This window comes from Acidiphilium sp. 20-67-58, assembly GCF_002255515.1.
GTDB lineage: Bacteria > Pseudomonadota > Alphaproteobacteria > Acetobacterales > Acetobacteraceae > Acidiphilium.
Map to the genome: position 1 here is coordinate 1 of NZ_NCAS01000036.1, position 20297 is coordinate 20297.

The following is a 20297-nucleotide window of genomic DNA, read 5'->3' on the forward strand; positions in this document are numbered from 1 at the left end:
TATGACAAAACCGCACGAAATTTCCTCGCTGGTATTTGCCTCGTCCTCGCCGTCACATCATGGATCAGTTGAGTCCAGAGCCTAGAGCATCATCCGATCGGATGGAATCATCTGATCGGATAAAGATGCTCGACTTATCAATATGCTAGAGCACTACATCCGATCCAATCGGATCGGAAAGTGCTCTAGTTCCCCATCGGGAAATCGAGCCCGGTGCTGCCGAACCCGCCCGCCTCGCGCGCGGTCCGGTCGAGATCGTCGGTCTCCTGCCACACCAGCCGCGATACCGGTGCGAGCACCGCCTGCGCGATCCGCATCCCCCGCGTCACCTCGAACGCCGCGGTTCCGGCATTCAGCACGATCACCTGGATCTCGCCGCGATAATCGCTGTCGATCGTCCCCGGGCTGTTGGGAATCACGATCCCATGCTTGAGCGCGAGGCCCGAGCGCGGGCGGATCTGCAACTCGAAATCCGGCGGCAGCGCGATGGCGAGCCCGGTCGGCACCAGCGCCCGCGCCCCCGGCGCGATCACCACCGGCGCATCGACCGCCGCCAGCAGGTCGAGCCCCGCCGATCCGGCGGTGGCATAGTCGGGCAGGGGCAGGCCGGCGCCATGCGCCAGCCGCTTCACGGCAACTGCAATCGTCATTGGAAAATCCCTGAAATCCTCTCCGCCAGCCGGTCGGCCACGGCGTCCTTCCCGGCGCGCGGCCATGGCTCGGCGCCCTCGCCGGTAATCAGCACGACCTCGTTCTCGGCGCCGCCCATGATGTCGGTTCCGGCGCCGACATCATTGGCCACGATCCAGTCGCACCCCTTGCGCGCCCGCTTCGCCGTCGCCTGCGCGATCAGATCGCCGGTCTCCGCCGCGAACCCGACGACGAGGCGCGGCCGGTGCCCCGCAAGACGCGAGACTTCCGCGAGGATGTCGGGGTTTTCCACCAGCGTCAGCGCCGGCGGCGCGCCGGTCTTCTTGATCTTCCGCCCCTGCGCCTCGACCCGCCAGTCCGCGACCGCGGCGCAGAACACCGCGGCATCGGCGGGCAGGGCGGCAAGCACCGCCGCGCGCATCTCCAGCGCCGTCTCGACCCGCACGACCGCCACCCCCGCCGGATCGGCCAGCGCCACCGGCCCCGAGACCAGCGTCACCCGCGCGCCGCGCCGCGCCAGCGCCGCGGCGATCGCGTGGCCCTGCTTTCCCGAACTGCGATTGGCGATGTAGCGCACCGGGTCGATCGGCTCATGCGTCGGCCCGCTGGTCACCACCACGTGCCTACCGGCCAGCGTCTGTTCGCCATCGAACCGGGCGACGATCGCCTCCAGGATCGCCGCCGGCTCCGCCAGCCGCCCCGGCCCGAACTCGCCGCAGGCCATCGGCCCCTCCTCGGGCCCGACCACCGAAACCCCGCGCCGAAGCAGCGTCTCCAGATTCGCCACCGTCGCCGGATGCGTCCACATCCGCACGTTCATCGCCGGGGCGACCAGCACCTCCTTGTCGGTCGCGAGCAGCAGCGTGGTAGCCAGGTCATCGGCCATCCCTGCCGCCATCTTCGCGAGCAGATCCGCCGAGGCCGGCGCCACCACCACGAGATCCGCGCTGCGCGAGAGCTGGATATGCCCCATCTCGCTCTCGCCGGTCAGCGAGAACAGCTCGGTATGCACCCGGTCCTCGCACAGCGCCTGCACCGAAAGCGGGGTGACGAATTTCTCTCCCCCGGCGGTGATCACCGCGCGCACCGCGCCGCCCTCCTTGCGGATCAGCCGGATCAGCTCCAGCGCCTTGTAGGCCGCGATCCCCCCGCCGATGACGATCAGCACAAGCCGCCCGGCAAGGCGTGCGCTCACAGCCGCCATCCCGAATGAATCGCCGCGATCCCGCCGCTCAGGTTGCGATAGGCCACCCGTTCGAATCCCGCCCGCCGCATCATCCCCGCCAGCGTCTCCTGGTCGGGGAACATGCGGATGCTCTCGGCGAGATACTGGTAACTCTCGCGGTCCTGCGCCACCCGCGCGCCGATCGCCGGCAGCGCCACGAACGACCATTTCTCGTAAAGCGGCTGCGCCGCCGCCACCTGCAAGCGCGAGAACTCCAGGCAGAAGAACCGCCCGCCCGGCTTCAGCACCCGCCGCGCCTCGGCCAGCACCCGGTCCTTGTCGGTGCAGTTGCGCAGCCCGAACGCGATCGACACCCGATCGACGCTGCCATCGCCAACCGGCAGCGCCTCGGCATCCGCCACCGCGAAGGCGATCTCCTCGATCCGCGCCTGCTCCTCCGCCCGTCCGCGGCCGACGCGCAGCATCGCCTCGTTGATGTCGGTCATCAGCACCGGCCCGCCGCCGGCAGCGAGCCAGCGCAGCGAAATATCCCCGGTCCCGCCAGCAAGATCGAGCAGGGTGCGGTGCGGCCGCGGGTCCATCATCCCGACGAATTCCCGCTTCCACAGCCGGTGCACGCCGAGCGACATCAGGTCGTTCATGATGTCGTAGCGCCCGGCGACGCTGTCGAACACCTCCCGCACCTTGTGCCGCTTCTCGCCGCGCGGCACGGTGGAAAACCCGAAATCGACGGTCTCGCTGCTGGTATCGGCCATGGGCTCAGGCTATAGCCCCAAACGCACCATGCCGGAACTCCCCGAAGTCGAAACCGTGATGCGCGGCCTCGCCGCGAAGCTCGAAGGCCGCCGCCTCGCCCGCGTCGTGCTCGCCCGGCCCGACCTGCGCTGGCCGATCCCCGAGGGGTTCGTGCAGTTCCTCTCCGGCGCCCGCATCGAGGGTTTCCGCCGCCGCGGCAAATACATGTTCATGCGGCTCGACCGCGCTTTGTCGGTGCTGATCCATCTCGGCATGTCCGGCCGGATGACGATCGATTCCGCCCCGCTGCCGCACCAGCACCTCACCCTCGAAACCGACGATGGCGCCGTGATCGGCTTCGTCGATCCCCGCCGCTTCGGCGCGCTCGATCTCGTCGCGACCGAGGCCGAGGATACCCATCGCCTGATCGCCGGCCTCGGCCCCGAACCGCTCGAGGATGCGTTTTCGCCTGCCACCCTCGCGGATGCCCTCGCGGGCAGGAAAACCCCGATCAAGGCGGCGCTGCTCGACCAGTCGATCGTCGCAGGCCTCGGCAACATCTATGTGAGCGAGGCGCTGTTCCGCGCCGGCATCCTCCCGCACCGCCTCGCCGGCACGATCGGGCGGGGCAGGGCAGGGCGCCTCGTGCCGGCGATCAAGGCAACACTTACCGACGCCATCGCCGCCGGCGGCTCATCGCTGCGCGACTATGTCCAGCCCTCCGGCGAACTCGGCTATTTCCAGCATGCCTGGAAGGTTTACGACCGCGCCGGCAAGCCCTGCGAACGCTGCCCCGGCCCGGACGTCTGTGCGGGAATCAGCCGCACGGTCCAGTCCGGCCGCGCCACCTATTTCTGCGCCCGCACCCAGAAATAGCCCGCGCCGGGCAACCGCCGGCCCGGCCTCAGGCCGCGTGCGCCGCCGCGACGAAATCCCGGATCAGCAGCACTGATTTCTCCCCCGGCGCGCTTTCCACCCCGGAAGACACATCAACCGCCGCCGCCCCGCTCGCGCGCACCGCCCCGGCCACGTTCGCCGGCGTCAGCCCGCCCGCCAGCAGCCACGGGGCGGGGGCCCGCCAGCCCTGCATCACCGCCCAGTCGAACGCGGTGGCATTGCCGCCCGGCCGGTCAGCACCCTGCGGCGGCTTCGATTCGATGACGAACCCGTCGAGTCCCTCATCGTCGTGCGGCAGGTCGGCGGTGCTTGAAACCCCTACCGCCCGCCACAATCTCGCGCCGAACCGCGCCCGCATCGCCCGGCACTCTTTCGCGCCGGCATAAATCTGCAGCACTTCGAGATCCTGCACCTTCAGCACCGTCTCGATCGCCTCGGGTGTGGGGGCGACGAACAACCCCACCCTCGGCACCCGCCCATCGGCGCCGATCGCCTTCAGCGCCTCGATCGTGACGAATCGCGGCGAGCGGGGAAAGAACACGAACCCGACCCAGTCCGCCCCGGCATCGGTCGCCGCCAGCCAGGTCTCCCGTGTGCGCAGCCCGCAGATCTTCGCCCGCGCCATCAGCCGATCGACGCGGCGATGGAAGCCGCCGCCGCCGCCGGATCGGCGGCCGTGGTGATCGGCCGGCCGACCACGATATAGCTTGCCCCCGCCGCGATCGCCGCTTCCGGCGTCGCCACCCGCGCCTGGTCGCCATGATCGGCGCCGGCCGGCCGGATTCCCGGCACCACCAGCACCGGATCGGCGCCGAACGCGTCGCGCAGGATGGAAATCTCGTTGGCGCTGCACACCAGCCCGTCCGCCCCGGCGGCGAGGGCCAGCCGCGCCAGCCGCAGCACCTGCTGGCGCGGCCCGCCGGCAACCCCGGTCTCCGCCAGCGCACCGGCCGAAAGGCTCGTCAGCACCGTCACCGCCAGCAATCGCGGCCGCGCCGCTCCTGCCGCTTCCGCGGCCTCCCGGGCCGCCGCGATCATGGCGCTGCCGCCGGATGCATGCACCGTCAACATCGCCGGGCGCAGCGGCAGCAGCGCGCGCACCGCCCCGGCGACCGTGTTCGGAATGTCGTGCAGCTTGAGATCGAGAAACACGTCATGCCCCGCTGCGGCCTCCAGCAGCGCTGGCCCGACCGCGCAGAACGCCTCCAGCCCCAGCTTCACCAGCCCGCAATGCGGCCCGACGGCGCCGATCAGGCGCGTCGCCTCCTCGCGCGAAGGCGTGTCGATCGCGGCGATCAGCCGCCGCGCGCCATCTCCTGCCGTGCCCATCTCAGGCGGCCGGCGGCAGGCTGATCGTCTCGTCCGCTGGTGCTGCTTGTGCCGGCGGCTGCGCCTGCATCGCGGCAAGCTGGCGCTCGGCCCGCTTCGCCCGGCGCTGCGCCCGCATCCGCCGCGGCAGATGGATCAGCATGCCCAGCAACACGCCGAGCCCGAAGGCGATCAGCACGATCGCGCCCAGCACCGCCGAGCCGAGCGTGCCGAACGGGAAGAACGCCACGCTCACCGGCACCCGGTTCGACAGGAGGAAAATCACCAGCGCCAGCAATACCAGCGCCCCGAGACTGAGCCGGATCGTCTTCAGCGGTCTACTCCTCGTCCTCGTCGTCGTCATCGTCCGCGCCATCATCCGCCCCGGCTTCGAGCGGTTTCATGCCCGCATTGACCATCTCGCGCAATTCGCGCCCGGCGCGGAAGAACGGCACGGTCTTCTCGTCGACCTTCACCGTCTCGCCGGTCCTGGGGTTGCGCCCCGACCGCGCCTGCCGCTGCTTGACCGAGAACGCGCCGAAGCCGCGCAGTTCCACCCGTCCGCCGGCGGCAAGCGCTGCGGTCATCTGGTCGAACATGGCGGTTACGATGCGTTCGACATCCGCAAGCGTGAGGTGCGGATGATCCGCCGCCAGCGCGGCGATCAGTTCAGATCTGGTCATTTGCCCGTCTCCCGTTGCAGCGACGGTGCCAGACGCTTCCGGTCCGGTCAATCCGCATTGTATCTACAATATTGAAAACGGCTGAGATTTCCGCCTCAGCCGAGATGCAGCGCCGCCTGCGTGCCCTCGATGATGAACTGCGCGGCCAGCGCCGCCACCAGAATGCCCAGCACCCGGCCGATCACGCTCGCCCCGGTCGTGCCCATCAGCCGCGCCAGCCGCCGCGCGCCCAGCATCGAGACCAGGGTGGCCACGATCATCGCCGCCAGTGCGAGCGCGTTGGCCAGCACCGCCCCCGGCTGCCCCCCCGCCTTGGCATGCAACAGCACCATCGTGGTCATCCCGCCCGGCCCGGCGATCAGCGGAATCGCCAGCGGAAACACGCTGATATCCTCGGTCGACTCGCTCGCCGCACTGCGCTCCTCGCGGCTCGCCCGCAGCTCGCCCTTCGCTGTCACCATGTCCTTGGCCGAGAGGAACAGCAGCGCGCCGCCGGCGATCTGCAAGGCCGGAATCCCGATCCCGAGCAGCCGCAGCAGCTTTTCCCCCGCAAGGCCGAACACCAGCAGCACGAGAAAGCTGATCAGCGCCGCCCGTTTCGCGATCGTCCGCCGCTTCGCCGCGTCGTCATGCGTGGTCAGCGCCGCGAAGATGATCGCGGTGCCGACCGGATCGATGATGACGAACAGCGCCACCACCGCGTAGAGGAAATCGGCGATGAAGGCGTTCAGCATCGCGCTGCCTCCGCCGCGTCGAGATCGGCCGGGGTGTTGATGTTGACGAACGGGTCGCGCTCGTCCGCGAACGCCACCGCGCGCATCCCGATCCCTGCCGCGAAACCCGCCACCCGATACGGCCCTGGCCCGTCGAGGAACCGTTCCAGCGCGTCGGCCGCCGCCACCGGCCAGAGTGCGACGAGATGATGCGTCCGCCCGTGCGAGGCCGCTACCGCGGGTGCGGCGCCCAGCCGGGCCACGAGGTCGCGCGGGGCGAAGGGCGTGTCCACCGGCAGGCTCAGCAGCGTCTCGCCGCCCGCGGCCGCCGCCCAGCGCATCCCGGCGAGAACCCCGGCCAGCGGCCCCTTGCCGCGATGCCGCCCGTCGTCCAGCACCTCGATCCCGAACCGCGCGAATCGCGCCGCATCGCCCGCCGCGCTCAGTGCGGCGGCGTCGACCTGTCCGGAAAGTGTCGTGATCGCATGATCGAGCATCGTTCGTCCGTGCAGGATCAACAGCGCCTTGTCTACCCCGCCGAGCCGCCGCCCGGCGCCGCCGGCCAGGATCACCGCCCGCAGATGAGAAACCGATCGATCTGTCATGAGGGAATTGCCAGGGGCAAAAAAGATGGGGCGAACGATGGGGCTCGAACCCACGACATCCAAGACCACAACCTGGCGCTCTACCAGCTGAGCTACGTCCGCCAACGCACGGAGGTTTAGGCCGATCGACGCGGTCTCGTCAATCGGCCTTCCCGGATAATCAGGCGGCCTTCTTGCCGATCAGCCCGCGCTTGACGATCGTCTCGGCGATCTGCACGGCGTTCAGCGCCGCCCCCTTGCGCAGATTGTCCGAAACGCACCAGAAGCCGAGCCCGTGCGGCACCGTCGGATCGACCCGCAGCCGCGAGACATAGACGGCATCCTCGCCCTGGCATTCCAGCGGGGTGACGTAGCCGCCATCCTCGCGCTCGTCGAACAGCGTCACGCCCGGGGCCGCGCGCAGCGCCGCCCTTGCCGCCTCCAGCGGCGCCGGGTTGGCGAACTCGACATGCACAGCCTCGCCATGGCCGATGAACACCGGCACCCGCACGCAGGTCGCGAACACCGCGATATCGGGGTCGAGAATCTTGCGGGTCTCGACCGTCATCTTCCACTCTTCCTTGGTCGCCCCGTCCTTCATGAACACGTCGATATGCGGGATCACGTTGAAGGCGATCGGCTTGGTGAAGACTTCCGGCTTCGTCGCCTCATGGACATAGGTGGCCTTGGTCGCGCGCTCCAGCTCGTCCATGCCCTCCTTGCCCGCGCCCGAAACCGACTGGTAGGTCGCGACCGACACGCGGCGGATGCCGAATTTCTCGTGCAGCGGCTTCAGCGCGACCACCATCTGGATGGTCGAGCAGTTCGGATTGGCGATGATCCGCCGCCAGTCCGGCTTCGCCATGAAGGCTTCCAGCGCGTGGGTGTTCACCTCCGGCACCACCAGCGGCACGTCCGGGTCCATGCGGAACTGGCTGGTATTGTCGATCACGATGCACCCCGCCTCGGCCGCGCGCGGCGCGTGCACCGCCGAGATCGACGCTCCCGGCGAGAACAGGCCGAAATCCACCCCGCGGAAATCGAAGGTCTCCAGGTTCTTGACGGTGAGGATCGCCTCGTCGCCAAAGCTCACCTGCTGCCCCGCCGAACGCGGGGAGGCGAGGGCGATCACCTCGGAGGCGGGAAAATTCCGTTCCGCAAGCGTCTTGAGCATCTCGCGCCCGACCGCGCCGGTCGCCCCGACAACTGCAACTTTATACGCCATCTGCCTTCATCCTCATCCAATTCTGGTGCACGAGCTAGCGTCCCGCCCGGCAAGGTGCAAGGGAAATGCCCGCACCTCACACCGCAACGGCGCGAAATTCCTCGCGGTGGATCGCCGTCCGCAGCATCCTGTCGCCGCCGATCATGCCGCGATACATGCCCGACGAATTGAACGGCATCACCGGGTCCCCGGCGGCGCCGAGCGCGATCAGCCCGCCATCGCCGCCGCGCGGCGCAAGCTCGGCGATCACGTCCGCCGCCGCCTTGGCCAGGCTCTCGCCCTTGTAGCGCAGCCGCGCCGCGATCTCGGCAGCGGCGGTGTAGCGGATGAACACCTCCCCCGTCCCGGTGCAGCTCACCGCGCAGGTCTCGTCATCGGCGAAGGTGCCGGCGCCGAACACCGGCGTGTCGCCCACCCGCCCTGTGCGCTTGGCGGTGATCCCGCCGGTCGAGGTCGCCGCCGCGAGATGGCCGTGCGCATCCCGCGCCACCGCCCCCACCGTGCCGTGCCGGTCGGCGTCCGAGCGCGTGTCCGGCGCGCCCGAGGCCCGGCGCGCCAGCTCCATCTCCAGCGCCGCCCGCCGGTTCGGCGTCTCGAAATAGGAAGCGGTCTCGAATTCCAGCCCCGCCGCCCGGGCAACCGCCAGCGCGCCGTCGCCGATCATCAGCACATGCGGCGTCGTCTCCATCACCGCCCGCGCCGCCAGCACCGGGTTCACCGGCCCGCAGATCCCGGCCACCGCCCCGGCCGCGCGATCGGCCCCGCTCATGATCGCGGCGTCCATCTCCAGCGTGCCGGCATCGGTCAGCACCGCCCCGCGCGCGGCATTGAACAGCGGATCATCCTCCAGCATCACCACCGCCGCCGCCACCGCATCCACCGCCGCGCCGCCCTCGCTCAGCACCTCCCAGCCCGCGCGCAGCGCCCGCCGCAGCCCCTCGTGCCGCGCCTCGGCCATTTCCGGCGTCATGTCCGCCGCCCGCATCGTGCCAGCCCCGCCATGGATCGCGATCGAGATGCTCATTTCGTCTCCTCATTGCCGTAAGCGTCAGTTCTCGCCATACTCGGCGCGCCGGCGCACACTAATCGTCCGGAACGCAGGGAGGAACAGGAATGGCGGCAGAGCTGATCGTGGAAAGCGTCGGGGCGGTGCGGGTGCTGAAGCTCAACCGGCCCGACCGTCTGAACGCGCTGAACGAGGCGGTGCACGACGCGCTCGCCGCCGCCTTCGCCGCCATCGAGGCCGACGACTCGGTCCGCGCCGTGCTGCTGACCGGCGAGGGCAGGGGGTTCTGCGCCGGCGCCGATCTCAACCAGTCCCTCGGCGGCGGCCCGCGCGATCTCGGCGCCTCGATCGACCGGCATTACAACCCGCTGGTCCGCCGCATGCGCGCCCTGCCGAAGCCGATCGTCGCCGCAGTCAATGGCGTGGCCGCCGGCGCCGGCGCCAATCTCGCCCTCGCGGCGGATATCGTGCTCGCCTGCGAGGCGGCGAATTTCACCCAGGCCTTCATCCGCATCGGCCTGATCCCCGATGCCGGCGGCACCCATTTCCTCCCCCGCGCGGTGGGCGATGCCCGCGCCCGCGGCCTTGCCATGCTGGGCGAGACCATCACCGCCCGCCAGGCCGCCGACTGGGGGCTGATCTGGCGCTGCCTGCCCGACGAGGGCTTCCTCGCCGCCGCCCTCGCGGTCGCGGCCGATCTCGCCTCCCGCCCGACCCAGGCGCTCGCCGCGATGAAGGCCGCCTTCAACGCCGCCGGCGCCAACGGGCTCGACGCCCAGCTCGATCTCGAGCGCGACTTGCAGCGCCGCATGGGAAGCACGCCGGATTTCGCCGAGGGTGTCACCGCCTTCCGCGAGAAGCGTCCGGCGAAATTTACCGGCGCGCCGCCAGCGCGAGACTGAGCGCGATCGCGCCGAGCCCCGCGAACAGCGCGCTTGGTGCGGCGCCCGCGTGCAGCAGCACGGTAAGGATCAGGCTCGCCGCGACCATCCCGGCGGCGGAGAGAATATTCGTCCCCGCCACCGCCCGCGCCCGCGCCTCCGCCGGCGCCCAGGCCTGCACCGCGGCGAAGCTCGGCACCGCGATCACCCCGCCGCCGAGGGCGACGACGAACAGCAGCGCCAGCGTCACCCCGAACCGGTCGGCCGCCGCCAGCGCCCCCAGCGCCAGCGCCGCGATGCCGACGGCGACCGTCCCGCCCCATGCCGGCGCCAGCGCGATCCGCCCGCGCAGCTGTGACGCTGCCAGGAAACTCCCCGCGCCGACGCCGAGCGAGAACACCGTCAGCCCCAGCGTCACCGCGCCGGGCCCGCGCAGCAGCGTCGTCCGCGTCAGCACCGGCAGCAGCGTCATGCAGGTGATCCCGGCGAACCAGAACCAGGCGTTGACCAGCGCCGCCCGCCACAGCGGGGCCGCGCCGCGCAGTGTGCGCAGCAGATCCGCCGAGGCCGCGACCGGGCTCGCGGAGAGTTTCAGCCCCGGCCGCGCCGCCCCCGGCCGGGGGATCAGCGCCGCCGCCCCGAAGGCGAGCAGGGCGAACCCCATCACCACGGCGCCGAGCAGCCAGGGTGCGCGCGCGCCGAGCAGCCCGCCCAGCGCCGTCCCCGCCAGGATCGCGAGGAAGGTCGCGAAATCCACCATCGCATTGGCGAGCGGCAGCCGCGCCGTCTCCAGCAGGTCGGGCAGCAGCCCGTATTTCACCGGCCCAAACAGCGCCGCCAGCACCCCGAAGGCGAGCAGGGCCGCGAACAGCACCGGCACCGAGCCGGCGAGAAACCCCGCCACCGCGAGCCCCGCCGCCCCGATCTCGATCCCCTTCACCAATGTCGCGACCCGTGCCTTGTCGAACCGGTCCGCCATCTCGCCGGCAATCCCCGAGCAGAGCAGGAACGGCAGGATGAACACCCCGCCCGCCAGCGCCACCAGCGCAGGGCTGCCCTTCGCGCGGTACAGGATCAGCACCACCAGCGCGGTCTTGAGGAAATTGTCGTTGAAGGCGGCGAAGGCCTGGCACCAGAACAGCGGCGCGAAGCGCCGGTCCAGCAGCAGCGCGCCGGGCTTCGCGCCCGAGGGCGCGTCTAGTTTCGCGTTCAGGCTTCGTCCGGCGTCTTGAGGTCGAGGCTGAGCGCGTGCAGCCCGGTCTCGAACTCCGCCTTCAGCGCCTCGTTCACCGCCCGCTGCCGCGCCACCCGGTTCATCCCCCGGAACGCGCCGGCCACCATCCGCAGCCGGTAATGCGTCTCGCCCGCCTCCGGCGCGTGTCCCGGCCCGGTCATCCGGCCGATATGGCTGGCGTGTTTCGCGCTGTCGTCCTTCAGGTCGAGCAGGTCGGGGGCGAAGCGTTCGCCGAGGATCGTGCGGATTCTGTCGGATCGTGATGTCATGGGTGGATTGTGCGCTGCCGTCGCCCGGTTGCCAAGACGCCGACAAAGGGCAAATTAGCGGACATGACGAGACTATGCCCATGACCCGGACCACCCGCCGCGTGCGCGCCTTCGCGCCCGACCCGGATGCCCCGGGCCGCGCCTGCGACATGCCCGATTGCGACAAGCCGGGCGAATACCGCGCCCCCCGCTCGCGCGACAATCTGCGCGACTGGCACTGGTTCTGCCTTGAACATGTCCGCGCCTACAATGCCGGCTGGGACTACTACAAGGGCATGAGCCCCGGCGAGATCGAGGCGCATCTGCGCGCCGACACCGCCTGGCAGCGGCCGACCTGGCCGCTCGGCCGCGCCGGCGCCGTGGGCGAGGCGGTGGAGGCCGAACTCGCCGCCTTTTCCGGCATCGGCCGCGCCCGCCGCCCCGAGCCCGAGCGCGCCCCGCCCGAACTGCGCGAGGCGCTGGATGTGCTCGGCCTCGCCTGGCCGGTTACCCGCGAGGCGGTGCGCACCCGCTACAAGGAGCTTGCCAAGCGCCACCACCCCGACGCCAATGGCGGCGACCGCAGCGCCGAAGAACGCCTGAAGACGATCAACCTCGCCTACGCGACGCTGCGTGCCCGCCTGCCGGCCGAGGGGCAGCCCCGCGCCGCGGCCGGCGCCTGATCACTTGCGCGCCGCGCCATGGCGAGTAGTCTGACCCCGAGCTGTGAGGATGAACGACCGATGAACAATATCGCTGCACTCGCCGAGACCCGCGGCACGCCGACCTCGGCAATCAACCTGCCGGACCGCACCGTCTCGGCGCGCGAAGTCTTCGGCGTCGATTGCGGCTTCGACATCCCGGCCTTCTCCGAGCGCACCGAACACGTCCCCGAGACCGACGAGAGCTACCGCTTCGACCCCGAGACCACCATCGCCATTCTCGCCGGCTTTGCGCTCAACCGCCGGGTGATGATCCAGGGCTATCACGGCACCGGCAAGTCGACGCATATTGAGCAGGTCGCCGCCCGCCTCAACTGGCCCTGCATCCGCGTCAATCTCGACAGCCACATCTCCCGCATCGACCTCGTCGGCAAGGACGCGATCGTGCTGAAGGACGGCAAGCAGGTTACCGAATTCCGCGAAGGCCTGCTGCCCTGGGCGCTGCAACACCCCTGCGCGCTGGTGTTCGACGAATACGACGCCGGCCGGCCGGACGTGATGTTCGTGATCCAGCGCGTGCTGGAGGTCGAGGGCAAGCTCACCCTGCTCGACCAGAACCGCGTGATCCGCCCGCATCCGTCCTTCCGCCTCTTCGCCACCGCCAACACGGTCGGCCTCGGCGACACCACCGGCCTCTATCACGGCACCCAGCAGATCAACCAGGGCCAGATGGACCGCTGGAACATCGTCGCCACGCTGAACTACCTGCCGCATGGCCAGGAAGTCTCCATCGTCATGGCCAAGCTCGGCATCACCGAGGCGGACGCGGCGGAGAAGAAGCGGATCGAGAGCATGGTCGCCCTCGCGGATCTCACCCGTGCGGGCTTCATCAACGGCGACATCTCGACCGTGATGTCCCCGCGCACCGTCATCACCTGGGCCGAGAACGCGCGCATCTTCAACGATGTCGGCTTCGCCTTCCGCCTTACCTTCCTCAACAAGTGCGACGAGGCCGAGCGCGCCACCGTCGCCGAATATTACCAGCGCTGCTTCAACACGGAGGTTGAAACCGGCGTGCATCCCCGCCGCGGCGCCTGATGCCGGCCGAACCCTCCCGCAGCGAGGAATTCAAGCGCGCGACCGCCGGCGCCATGCGCGCCATCGCGGGGTCGGACGAGGTGCAGGTCGCCTATCAGCCGGGGGCGGCGGGCCTCGCCGGCAAGCGCGCCCGCCTGCCGGCGCCGACCCGTGCCCTGCCGCCGGCCGAGATCGCCCGGCTGCGCGGCATCGCCGATGCGATGGCGCTGCGCCTGCGCCATCACAACGACGCCATCCACGCCGCCCGCGCCCCCGTCGCCCGCGACGCCCGCGATGCCTATGACGCGCTGGAACAGGCCCGCGTCGAGATCGTCGGCGCCGCCCACATGCAGGGCGTCGCCGCCAATCTCCAGCGCAAGCTGAACGAGGATTGCGAGGCCGAGGGGCTCGACCGGATGAGCCGCGCCGAGCAGCTCTCCACCGCCCAGGCGCTCGGCCTGCTGGCCCGCCAGCGCATGGACCCGGCCTCGATCCCCGAATCGGCCCGCCATATTCTCGATCTCTGGCGTGACACCCTGACCGGCGATGCCGACCGCGCGCTGGACGAACTCGCCGCCGAACGCGCGGACCAGGACGCCTTCGCCCGCGCCGCCCGCCGCCTGCTCGCGGTGATGGACCTCGCCGAGGCGGAGTCCGAGGCCGAGGAGGGCGAGGACAGCGAGGAACAGGGCGAGCAGGGCGAGCAGTCCCTCGCGCAGGACAATTCCGGCGAGGGCGAGCCGCAGACCCGCGAGGACGATCAGGATCAGCTCGCCGAGGCGCCGGACCAGCTCGAATCCGAAGCCTCCGACGCCGAGGCCGACGAGGAGACGGACGACGATTCCGCCGCCGCGCCGGACGAGGCGCCCGCCGGCCCGCAGCAGCGCCGCAAGCCGGTCGAGGACGAGAGCGGCGCGGCCTACCACGCCTATACCCGCGCCTTCGACGAGGAGGTCAGCGCCGCCCAGCTTTGCGATCCCGAGGAACTTTCCCGCCTGCGCCAGCAGCTCGACCAGCAGCTCCAGCATCTGCACGGCGTGGTCTCGAAGCTCGCCAACCGCCTGCAACGCCGCCTGCTCGCCCAGCAGCAGCGCGCCTGGGATTTCGACCTCGAGGAAGGCCTGCTCGATGTCGGCCGCCTCGCCCGCGTCGTTGCCGACCCGCTGCTGCCGCTCTCCTTCAAGCGCGAGCGCGAGATGGAATTCCGCGACACGGTGGTGACCCTGCTGATCGACAATTCCGGCTCGATGCGCGGCCGGCCGATCTCGGTTGCCGCCATGTGCGGCGACATTCTCGCCCGCACGCTGGAGCGCTGCGCGGTGAAGGTCGAAATCCTCGGCTTCACCACCCGCGCCTGGAAGGGCGGGCAGAGCCGCGAGAAATGGGTGGCGGACGGCAAGCCACGCAATCCCGGCCGGCTGAACGATCTCCGCCACATCATCTACAAGGCGGCGGACGAGCCCTGGCGCCGCGCCCGCCGCAATCTCGGCCTGATGCTGCGCGAGGGGCTGCTCAAGGAAAACATCGACGGCGAGGCCCTGGCCTGGGCCTATCGTCGCCTCTGCGCCCGGCCCGAGCACCGCCGCATCCTGATGGTGATCTCCGATGGCGCGCCGGTCGATGATTCCACCCTCTCGGTCAACCAGGGCAGCTACCTCGAACGCCATCTGCGCGACGTGATCCGCGACATCGAAAGCCGCGACTTCGTCGAACTCGTCGCCATCGGCATCGGCCACGACGTCACGCGCTACTACCGCCGCGCCGTCACCCTGGTCGATGCCGAGGAACTCGGCGGCACGATGATGAAGAAACTCGCCGAACTGTTCGACCAGGACGCCGCCGAAAGCTGGGCCCGCACCGCCGCCCTCCGCGCCCCGCTGGTCGCCTGAGGCGCGGCGCGGCCGCTCAATCCGCCCGAGCGGCGTGGCCGCTCAATCGGCCGACGTCAGCCGGAACTCGATCCGCCGGTTCTGCGCGAGGTCCTTCGGCGTATCGCCCGTGGCGATCGGGTGGTTCGCGCCGAACCCGGCTGCCACCACCCGGTTCTTCGACACCCCGTCCGCGATCAGCAGGTGCAGCACGGAAAGCGCGCGCGCCGCCGAGAGATCGAAATTGTCCTTGTACGGCCCGCCGGTGATCGCCTCCTTGTCGGCGTAGCCGGTAACGCTCAGCACCCAGTTGATCTTGGCGGGGATCTTCGGCGCGATCGTCTCGATCGCCTGCGCCACCTTCGCGATCTCCGCCTTGCCCGTGGCCGAAAGCTGCGCCGAGTCGGAGGGGAACAGCACCGCGCTCTCGAACACGAAGCGGTCGCCCACCACCTTGATGTCCTTCTGCCCCGCCAGCGCCTGGCGCAGCACGCCGAAGAACTCGCTGCGATACTGTTCGAGCGACTGCACCTTGCGCGCCAGCGCCTCGTTCAGCTGCTTGCCGAGATCGGCGATCTGCACATGCTCGGCCTGGTCCTTCTTCTGCGCCGCATCGAGTGCGGCGGCGATGGTCGCGAGTTGCAGCCGCAGCGCCGCGATCTGCTGGTTGAGCAGGCTGACGGTCGCGATCTCCTGCGCGTTCAGCTCCACCTGTCCGGCGAGCTTGCCGCCCGTCGCGGCGACGGCGGCGCCAAGGGTCGCGGTCTTCGCGCTCAGCGCCGCATTCGCCGCCATCAGCGCCGCTTCCCGCGTCTTCGTCGCCTTCATCAGCGCGGCCATGCTGGACAGTTCGTCCTGCAGTGAGGCGGTCTTCGCCTTCTGCAAGGCCAGCACCTGCGAAAGCTGGGCGATCTCGCTGCGCAGCGCGCCGATCGTCTTGTTCCGGCTCGACAGCGCCACCGAGAGAAACGCCTCCGCCAGCACAAACACGAGCAGCACGAAAATCGTCACCATCAGCAGGGTCGACAGCGCGTCGACATAGCCCGGCCAGATCTCCAGCCCGTTATTGCGGCCGCGAATGGTGCGCGCCATGGCTTAGCCCTTCGCCTCGTCGAACCGCGCCGCCACGGTTCTGGTCAGGATCTTGAGATCGTGGCGCAGATCGGCCAGGCCCTGCACGCGGCCCTGTTCCGCCTCGGCGATCAGCCGCGCCATCAGCAGCTCGATATTGCGCAGATGCGCCCGCGCGACCTCGCCACCATTGCGCTCCTCGCCCCGCTCGACGAGGCGCGAGAGTGCCGCAACCCCTTCGCCCACCCGCAGCATCACCCGCTGCGAGGCCTGGATCGATTCCGCCAGCACCGCCATCCGCTCGCTCAGCGCCAGTATGGTCTGCGCCGTCTCGCCGCTTCTCTCCTCGCTGCGCATCAGCAGACGCTGCAGCGCCTCGACATTCTCGGCGCTCTGCTCCAGCACCGCCTGCACATAGGCCGGCAACCCGCCCTCTGCCTCGGCGGCCATCGCGCCGCTCGAAACCCGGGTCAGCCCGGCGAGCCACTCCTCCAATTCGTTAAAGAAGCGCGTCATCGCCTGGCCCGCGGTCAGGTCGAGGAAGCCGAGGATCAACGCCCCCGACAATCCGAACATCGAGGAGGAAAACGCCGTGCCCATTCCCGCCAGCGGCCCGGCCAGCCCGGCCTTGAGCTGGGCGAACATGCCGTTCACATCCCCGCCCGCCAGGTTCATCGCCGCGATCACCGCGGCAACCGCGTGCACCGTCTTCAGCAGGCCCCAGAACGTCCCGAGCAGGCCGAGAAAGATCATCACGCCGGTGACGTAACGCGAGGTCTCGCGGCTTTCGTCGAGCCGGCTGGCGATGCCATCGAGCATGGTGCGCATGCTCGCGACCGAGAGCGTCACCCGCCGCCCGTCATCCTGCCGGTCGCCGAACATCCGCGCCATCGGCAGCAGCAGCCGCGGCTTCGGCCCCTGCTCGATCGAGGCGCGCGAGCGCTGGAACCGCTCCACCCAGTCCACTTCCGGGCTCAGCCGCATCACCTGCCGCAGATTCCAGAAAACCCCGAACACCTCGACCAGCGCGATCACCGAATTGACCACCGGATTGGCAAGGAAGAAGGATTTCAGCACCGGTGCGAGAAATGCGGCCAGGCCATAGACCACCACCAGAAACACCAGCATGCGGATCAGGTAGCTGTTCGGGCGGGTCATGATCGCTCCTGTTCAGGGAAGGGTGCTCAGCGTCACGCGATCATCCGGCGTGCCCGGCACATCGCCGAGCGCCTGGACGATGATCCGCTGCGCCGGAATGCCGGACGCCACCAGCAGGTCGCGCACCGCGAGCCCCCGCCGCAGCGCCAGCCGCCGCCCGACCGAGGGGTCATCCGCGCGGCCCGGCGCGGTTGCCCGCACCAGAAACCGCATCCCGCGCGGCCGGGGTGCTGCGAGAAACCGCTTTACCGACGCGACTGACGCCGGGTCCGGCGCGGCGGCATCGCCCGGAAACACGATCGCGAACGGCACGGGGGCGACGGGCTTTGCCGGCAGCGACGATTTGGGTGGCGACGGTTTGGCTGGCGACGGATGGGGCAGGGAAGGGGGCGCCATCGCCCCCGCGGGCGGCGGTAGCGGTGGCGGCAGCGGCAGCTTCAGCCGCGCCGCCGCCGGATGCGACGCCGCGGGATGTCTGCGCGCGTGATGCTCCACCGTGCGATGCGTCACCGCGCGATGCTTCACCATGCGATGCGTCACTGTGCGATCCGGCGTTGCGTGAGGCGCCGGCGCCGGGCCGCCAAGCTGCCGCAGCGCCTGCGGGTTGACGACAACCTGCGCCCGCACCGGAACCATGAGGCTCACCGCGGCCGCCGCGCACGCCGCAAGGAGAAAACCCTGTCGCATTCCGCGCGACACTAGCGCATGTCTCCCATGCCGCTCAATGCCGGCCCGGTCCCTGACCCGGCTCAGGCCTTCGCGCTCTCCAGCGCCGAGCCGACCAGCTCGCGCAGCCGCGGATGGATATGCGGATTGCCGGCGACGATGTCGCCGCTCAGCGCGTCGCTGCCATCCGGTGCGGTGGCATAGCCGCCCGCCTCGCGCACCATGAGCGCGCCGGCGGCGATATCCCATAAATGGGTGCCGAATTCCCAATAGCCCTCATACCGCCCGGCCGCCGTCCAGGCGAGGTCGAGCGAGGCCGCGCCCACCCGCCGCACGCCCGCCGTCTCCGGCATCAGCGCGCCGAGCACGCGGGCGAAGGCGAGGCGGTTGCGCGGCGCCGTGCGGGCGAAGGGGATACCCGTCGCGAACAGCGCGGCCGACCAGTCCCGCCGCGACGAGACGCGCAGCCGGCGGTCGTTCAGATAGGTGCCGACGCCCTTTTCGGCCCAGAACAGCTCGTCGAGCGCCGGCGCCATCACCAGGCCGGCGACGATCTCGCTGCCGCCATCCGGCAGCCGCTTCTCCAGCGCGATCGAGATCGCCCAGTTCGGAATCGCGTGCAGGAAATTGGTCGTCCCGTCGAGCGGATCGACGATCCACCGCCAGGCCCAGTTCTCCGAGCCATGCGCCCCGCTTTCCTCCATCAGGAAAGCGTAGCCGGGTCGCGCGCGCTCCAGTTCCTCGCGGATGGTCTGCTCGGCGCGCATGTCCGCCTGGCTGACGAAGTCGGACGGCCCCTTCACCGAGACCTGCAGATGCTCGACCTCGTTGAAATCGCGGACCAGCCGACGCGCGGCCTTCTGGGCCGCGGCGACCATGATGGTCATGTGCGCGGAATGGCGGGGTGTCATGGCTTGCTACTCCGGAAAACGGTCGGGCGCGGCGGTGGCGCCGCGCGCGGCCTCAGCCCTTGGCCCGCTCGACGTAGGTCGAATCCTCGGTGCGGACGACGATACGCTCGCCCGCCTCGATGAAGGGCGGCACCATCACCTTCACGCCGTTGGACAGCTTCGCCGGCTTGTAGGAGGAGGAGGCGGTCTGCCCCTTCACCACCGGATCGGCCTCGACGATCTCCAGCGTCACCGTCGCCGGCAGGTGGATGCCGACCGGGTCGCCCTCCACGAGGTCGATGATCACCGACATGTTGTCCTGCAGGAACGGCGCCTGGTCGCCGAGCAATTCGGCCGGCACCAGAAACTGCTCGAACGTCTCGCCATCCATCAGCACGAGATTGTCGCCGTCGGTGTAGGAATAGGTATAGTCGCGGTTGTCCGTCATCAGCCGCTCGACCGTGTCGGCGGTGCGCCAGCGCTCGTTGGTCTTGTTCCCGGTCTTGAGGTCGCGCATCTCCACCTGGATGAACGCGCCGCCCTTGCCCGGGGTGATGATCTGCTGCTTGAGCACCGTCCAGCGGCGACCATCATGCTCGATCACCTGGCCGGCGCGGATCAGATTCGCCTGCTGCTTCATGAAATGACACCCGATCTTGGATAAGGATGGGGCGGCTTAGCCCGCCGCGCCGCTTTGGGCAAGTTTTCGCTCCGCCGCCGCCAGCGCCGCGCGGATGATCCCGAGCCCCTCGCGGTGCCAGCGCTGGACCGATTTGTGATCCGCCCGCAGCACGCCGCCGAGCCGGCGCCAGGGAAACAGGTGCCGCCCGGTCAGCGGATGGGTCAGTGCCCGCGCGCCGAGAATCCGCCGCAGCACGAACCGCTCCTCCGGGATCGCGGCGAGCCAGCCGAGCGCCTCGTCCATCCGGTCGATCTCGGCACCCGAGGGGTGCGGCGGGCGAATGCGCGAGGCCTCCCAGCCATAGGCATCGAGCGCGCTGCGCACCACGTCGTAGCGGGTGATCCTGAGATGCGGCGAATAGCCCCGCTCGGGCAGCGCCAGCAGGCACGAGCCCGCCGCCTCCAGCCGTGACGCGATCGCGCCGATCGGATCCGCCGCCCCGCTGACCGCCGGGCAGGGCGCAATTGCCACCATCCCGCTCGTCCCGGCCCGCAGGCCCGAGCCCAGCACCTCGCCCGCCCGTTGCGCCCGCATTGTGCTCATCGCCTTTCCTCCCGTCCGGGGGCGGCAAGGGGGACGAACGGCGTGCCCTCCAGGATCGTCCCGCGTATCAGCAACCCCCAGGAGCGCGGATGCCCGGCCGGCAGCGGCGGGCGGTTCGGCTCGTCTTCCGGCGGCGGTTTCGGCCGCGCCGCCTGGCTCGGCCCGCCGGCGGCGCAGAGCCGCCGCCCGCGCTCGATGATCGTGTTGCGCGACAGGCCGAGCACGGCGGCAATCGTCCCCCAGGTCGCCCCGTCCGCCCGCATGCGGCGGATCGTGGCATCGGCGGCGTCGGTCCAGATGCGGCGTTCAGGCATCGCTCATCTCCGTGG

The 20297-nt window shown here is 70.2% G+C and carries 25 protein-coding genes and 1 tRNA gene; 5 read left to right on the plus strand and 21 right to left on the minus strand.

The window, feature by feature from the left end; translation table 11 throughout:
• Window positions 1-185: 185 nt before the first annotated feature.
• The 3 genes from dut to B7Z76_RS13005 are packed head-to-tail and all read right to left on the minus strand — an operon-like array spanning window position 186 to window position 2592.
• Window positions 186-650 carry a dUTP diphosphatase gene (dut, locus tag B7Z76_RS12995; protein ID WP_174504307.1) on the minus strand — a complete coding sequence of 155 codons (465 nt, stop codon included), beginning with the start codon at window positions 648-650 and terminating at the stop codon, window positions 186-188.
• Window positions 647-1855 (minus strand): bifunctional phosphopantothenoylcysteine decarboxylase/phosphopantothenate--cysteine ligase CoaBC, encoded by a 1209-nt coding sequence (gene coaBC / locus B7Z76_RS13000; protein WP_174504308.1) that lies wholly within the window; start codon window positions 1853-1855, stop codon window positions 647-649. Before coaBC ends, dut begins: the two co-directional genes overlap by 4 nt.
• Entirely contained in the window at window positions 1843-2592 is a 750-nt protein-coding gene (locus B7Z76_RS13005; protein WP_174504309.1) for a class I SAM-dependent methyltransferase, read from the minus strand. The genes coaBC and B7Z76_RS13005 overlap by 13 nt, the downstream gene beginning before the upstream one ends.
• Window positions 2593-2620: 28 nt before the next feature.
• Between B7Z76_RS13005 and mutM the strand changes: the two genes are divergently transcribed.
• Complete coding sequence (gene mutM, locus B7Z76_RS13010; RefSeq protein WP_174504919.1) at window positions 2621-3448, plus strand: bifunctional DNA-formamidopyrimidine glycosylase/DNA-(apurinic or apyrimidinic site) lyase; 828 nt, start codon at window positions 2621-2623, stop codon at window positions 3446-3448.
• Window positions 3449-3476: 28 nt separating this feature from the next.
• Here the strand turns inward: mutM and B7Z76_RS13015 are convergent, their stop codons facing one another.
• The 9 genes from B7Z76_RS13015 to B7Z76_RS13055 all read right to left on the minus strand — a co-directional run bounded on the left by B7Z76_RS13015 (window position 3477) and on the right by B7Z76_RS13055 (window position 9006).
• On the minus strand, window positions 3477-4094 hold the full coding sequence (locus B7Z76_RS13015) for a phosphoribosylanthranilate isomerase (RefSeq protein WP_291344416.1): 618 nt from the start codon (window positions 4092-4094) through the stop codon (window positions 3477-3479).
• Window positions 4094-4798, minus strand: coding sequence for an orotidine-5'-phosphate decarboxylase (gene pyrF, locus B7Z76_RS13020; RefSeq protein ID WP_174504311.1), 705 nt, complete (start codon window positions 4796-4798; stop codon window positions 4094-4096). Before pyrF ends, B7Z76_RS13015 begins: the two co-directional genes overlap by 1 nt.
• A 1-nt stretch (window position 4799) precedes the next feature.
• A complete protein-coding gene (locus tag B7Z76_RS13025; RefSeq protein WP_174504312.1) occupies window positions 4800-5141 on the minus strand; it encodes a LapA family protein in 342 nt (113 codons plus the stop codon).
• Window positions 5116-5460: an integration host factor subunit beta gene (locus B7Z76_RS13030; RefSeq protein ID WP_174504313.1), complete on the minus strand. Its 345-nt coding sequence runs from the start codon at window positions 5458-5460 to the stop codon at window positions 5116-5118. The genes B7Z76_RS13025 and B7Z76_RS13030 overlap by 26 nt, the downstream gene beginning before the upstream one ends.
• A 95-nt stretch (window positions 5461-5555) precedes the next feature.
• A complete protein-coding gene (locus B7Z76_RS13035; protein WP_174504314.1) occupies window positions 5556-6194 on the minus strand; it encodes a MarC family protein in 639 nt (212 codons plus the stop codon).
• Window positions 6188-6778 carry a molybdenum cofactor guanylyltransferase MobA gene (gene mobA / locus B7Z76_RS13040; RefSeq protein ID WP_291344421.1) on the minus strand — a complete coding sequence of 197 codons (591 nt, stop codon included), beginning with the start codon at window positions 6776-6778 and terminating at the stop codon, window positions 6188-6190. The genes B7Z76_RS13035 and mobA overlap by 7 nt, the downstream gene beginning before the upstream one ends.
• A 26-nt stretch (window positions 6779-6804) precedes the next feature.
• Window positions 6805-6880: transfer RNA gene (locus B7Z76_RS13045), tRNA-His, on the minus strand.
• A gap of 58 nt (window positions 6881-6938) precedes the next feature.
• Window positions 6939-7982 (minus strand): aspartate-semialdehyde dehydrogenase, encoded by a 1044-nt coding sequence (locus B7Z76_RS13050; protein ID WP_174504316.1) that lies wholly within the window; start codon window positions 7980-7982, stop codon window positions 6939-6941.
• A 76-nt stretch (window positions 7983-8058) separates the two neighbouring features.
• The gene (locus B7Z76_RS13055; RefSeq protein ID WP_174504317.1) at window positions 8059-9006 is read right to left on the minus strand and encodes an isoaspartyl peptidase/L-asparaginase family protein; all 948 of its coding nucleotides are present in this window, start codon (window positions 9004-9006) and stop codon (window positions 8059-8061) included.
• A gap of 89 nt (window positions 9007-9095) precedes the next feature.
• Here B7Z76_RS13055 and B7Z76_RS13060 point away from each other — a divergent pair, with 89 nt between their 5' ends.
• Window positions 9096-9890, plus strand: coding sequence for an enoyl-CoA hydratase-related protein (locus B7Z76_RS13060; protein ID WP_291344424.1), 795 nt, complete (start codon window positions 9096-9098; stop codon window positions 9888-9890).
• Here the strand turns inward: B7Z76_RS13060 and B7Z76_RS13065 are convergent.
• Both B7Z76_RS13065 and B7Z76_RS13070 read right to left on the minus strand, forming a co-directional pair.
• The gene (locus B7Z76_RS13065; protein ID WP_291344446.1) at window positions 9862-11082 is read right to left on the minus strand and encodes an MFS transporter; all 1221 of its coding nucleotides are present in this window, start codon (window positions 11080-11082) and stop codon (window positions 9862-9864) included. The two genes, B7Z76_RS13060 and B7Z76_RS13065, sit on opposite strands and share 29 nt — an antisense overlap.
• A complete protein-coding gene (locus B7Z76_RS13070; protein ID WP_174504920.1) occupies window positions 11079-11372 on the minus strand; it encodes a BolA family transcriptional regulator in 294 nt (97 codons plus the stop codon). The genes B7Z76_RS13065 and B7Z76_RS13070 overlap by 4 nt, the downstream gene beginning before the upstream one ends.
• 74 nt (window positions 11373-11446) lie before the next feature.
• Here B7Z76_RS13070 and B7Z76_RS13075 point away from each other — a divergent pair, with 74 nt between their 5' ends.
• From B7Z76_RS13075 to cobT, 3 genes are read left to right on the plus strand one after another with little or no spacing between them, the layout of a single operon-like run.
• Window positions 11447-12034: a J domain-containing protein gene (locus B7Z76_RS13075; protein WP_174504319.1), complete on the plus strand. Its 588-nt coding sequence runs from the start codon at window positions 11447-11449 to the stop codon at window positions 12032-12034.
• 60 nt (window positions 12035-12094) lie between these two features.
• Window positions 12095-13111, plus strand: coding sequence for a cobaltochelatase subunit CobS (gene cobS / locus B7Z76_RS13080; RefSeq protein WP_174504320.1), 1017 nt, complete (start codon window positions 12095-12097; stop codon window positions 13109-13111).
• On the plus strand, window positions 13111-14979 hold the full coding sequence (gene cobT, locus B7Z76_RS13085) for a cobaltochelatase subunit CobT (RefSeq protein ID WP_291344427.1): 1869 nt from the start codon (window positions 13111-13113) through the stop codon (window positions 14977-14979). Before cobS ends, cobT begins: the two co-directional genes overlap by 1 nt.
• A 42-nt stretch (window positions 14980-15021) precedes the next feature.
• Here the strand turns inward: cobT and B7Z76_RS13090 are convergent, their stop codons facing one another.
• The 7 genes from B7Z76_RS13090 to B7Z76_RS13120 form a co-directional block, all read right to left on the minus strand.
• Entirely contained in the window at window positions 15022-16050 is a 1029-nt protein-coding gene (locus B7Z76_RS13090; RefSeq protein WP_291344428.1) for a peptidoglycan -binding protein, read from the minus strand.
• 3 nt (window positions 16051-16053) lie between these two features.
• Entirely contained in the window at window positions 16054-17187 is a 1134-nt protein-coding gene (locus tag B7Z76_RS13095; protein ID WP_174504323.1) for a flagellar motor protein MotA, read from the minus strand.
• Between the two features lie 12 nt (window positions 17188-17199).
• Entirely contained in the window at window positions 17200-17823 is a 624-nt protein-coding gene (locus B7Z76_RS13100) for a hypothetical protein (RefSeq protein WP_291344449.1), read from the minus strand.
• 113 nt (window positions 17824-17936) lie between these two features.
• Window positions 17937-18764, minus strand: coding sequence for an inositol monophosphatase family protein (locus B7Z76_RS13105; RefSeq protein WP_174504325.1), 828 nt, complete (start codon window positions 18762-18764; stop codon window positions 17937-17939).
• Between the two features lie 52 nt (window positions 18765-18816).
• A complete protein-coding gene (gene efp, locus B7Z76_RS13110) occupies window positions 18817-19383 on the minus strand; it encodes an elongation factor P (RefSeq protein ID WP_174504326.1) in 567 nt (188 codons plus the stop codon).
• A 36-nt stretch (window positions 19384-19419) separates the two neighbouring features.
• Window positions 19420-19968, minus strand: coding sequence for a DUF6362 family protein (locus B7Z76_RS13115; protein WP_291344431.1), 549 nt, complete (start codon window positions 19966-19968; stop codon window positions 19420-19422).
• A complete protein-coding gene (locus tag B7Z76_RS13120) occupies window positions 19965-20282 on the minus strand; it encodes an AsnC family protein (RefSeq protein WP_291344433.1) in 318 nt (105 codons plus the stop codon). The genes B7Z76_RS13115 and B7Z76_RS13120 overlap by 4 nt, the downstream gene beginning before the upstream one ends.
• Window positions 20283-20297: the final 15 nt, after the last annotated feature.

Coding starts and splice junctions, on each gene's coding strand:
- dut (WP_174504307.1), bottom strand. CDS start 650: ATGACGATTGCAGTTGCCGTGAAGCGGCTGGCGCATGGCGCCGGCCTG.
- coaBC (WP_174504308.1), bottom strand. CDS start 1,855: ATGGCGGCTGTGAGCGCACGCCTTGCCGGGCGGCTTGTGCTGATCGTC.
- B7Z76_RS13005 (WP_174504309.1), bottom strand. CDS start 2,592: ATGGCCGATACCAGCAGCGAGACCGTCGATTTCGGGTTTTCCACCGTG.
- mutM (WP_174504919.1), top strand. CDS start 2,621: ATGCCGGAACTCCCCGAAGTCGAAACCGTGATGCGCGGCCTCGCCGCG.
- B7Z76_RS13015 (WP_291344416.1), bottom strand. CDS start 4,094: ATGGCGCGGGCGAAGATCTGCGGGCTGCGCACACGGGAGACCTGGCTG.
- pyrF (WP_174504311.1), bottom strand. CDS start 4,798: ATGGGCACGGCAGGAGATGGCGCGCGGCGGCTGATCGCCGCGATCGAC.
- B7Z76_RS13025 (WP_174504312.1), bottom strand. CDS start 5,141: ATGACGACGACGAGGACGAGGAGTAGACCGCTGAAGACGATCCGGCTC.
- B7Z76_RS13030 (WP_174504313.1), bottom strand. CDS start 5,460: ATGACCAGATCTGAACTGATCGCCGCGCTGGCGGCGGATCATCCGCAC.
- B7Z76_RS13035 (WP_174504314.1), bottom strand. CDS start 6,194: ATGCTGAACGCCTTCATCGCCGATTTCCTCTACGCGGTGGTGGCGCTG.
- mobA (WP_291344421.1), bottom strand. CDS start 6,778: ATGACAGATCGATCGGTTTCTCATCTGCGGGCGGTGATCCTGGCCGGC.
- B7Z76_RS13050 (WP_174504316.1), bottom strand. CDS start 7,982: ATGGCGTATAAAGTTGCAGTTGTCGGGGCGACCGGCGCGGTCGGGCGC.
- B7Z76_RS13055 (WP_174504317.1), bottom strand. CDS start 9,006: ATGAGCATCTCGATCGCGATCCATGGCGGGGCTGGCACGATGCGGGCG.
- B7Z76_RS13060 (WP_291344424.1), top strand. CDS start 9,096: ATGGCGGCAGAGCTGATCGTGGAAAGCGTCGGGGCGGTGCGGGTGCTG.
- B7Z76_RS13070 (WP_174504920.1), bottom strand. CDS start 11,372: ATGACATCACGATCCGACAGAATCCGCACGATCCTCGGCGAACGCTTC.
- B7Z76_RS13075 (WP_174504319.1), top strand. CDS start 11,447: ATGCCCATGACCCGGACCACCCGCCGCGTGCGCGCCTTCGCGCCCGAC.
- cobS (WP_174504320.1), top strand. CDS start 12,095: ATGAACAATATCGCTGCACTCGCCGAGACCCGCGGCACGCCGACCTCG.
- cobT (WP_291344427.1), top strand. CDS start 13,111: ATGCCGGCCGAACCCTCCCGCAGCGAGGAATTCAAGCGCGCGACCGCC.
- B7Z76_RS13090 (WP_291344428.1), bottom strand. CDS start 16,050: ATGGCGCGCACCATTCGCGGCCGCAATAACGGGCTGGAGATCTGGCCG.
- B7Z76_RS13095 (WP_174504323.1), bottom strand. CDS start 17,187: ATGACCCGCCCGAACAGCTACCTGATCCGCATGCTGGTGTTTCTGGTG.
- B7Z76_RS13100 (WP_291344449.1), bottom strand. CDS start 17,823: ATGGTTCCGGTGCGGGCGCAGGTTGTCGTCAACCCGCAGGCGCTGCGG.
- B7Z76_RS13105 (WP_174504325.1), bottom strand. CDS start 18,764: ATGACACCCCGCCATTCCGCGCACATGACCATCATGGTCGCCGCGGCC.
- efp (WP_174504326.1), bottom strand. CDS start 19,383: ATGAAGCAGCAGGCGAATCTGATCCGCGCCGGCCAGGTGATCGAGCAT.
- B7Z76_RS13115 (WP_291344431.1), bottom strand. CDS start 19,968: ATGAGCACAATGCGGGCGCAACGGGCGGGCGAGGTGCTGGGCTCGGGC.
- B7Z76_RS13120 (WP_291344433.1), bottom strand. CDS start 20,282: ATGCCTGAACGCCGCATCTGGACCGACGCCGCCGATGCCACGATCCGC.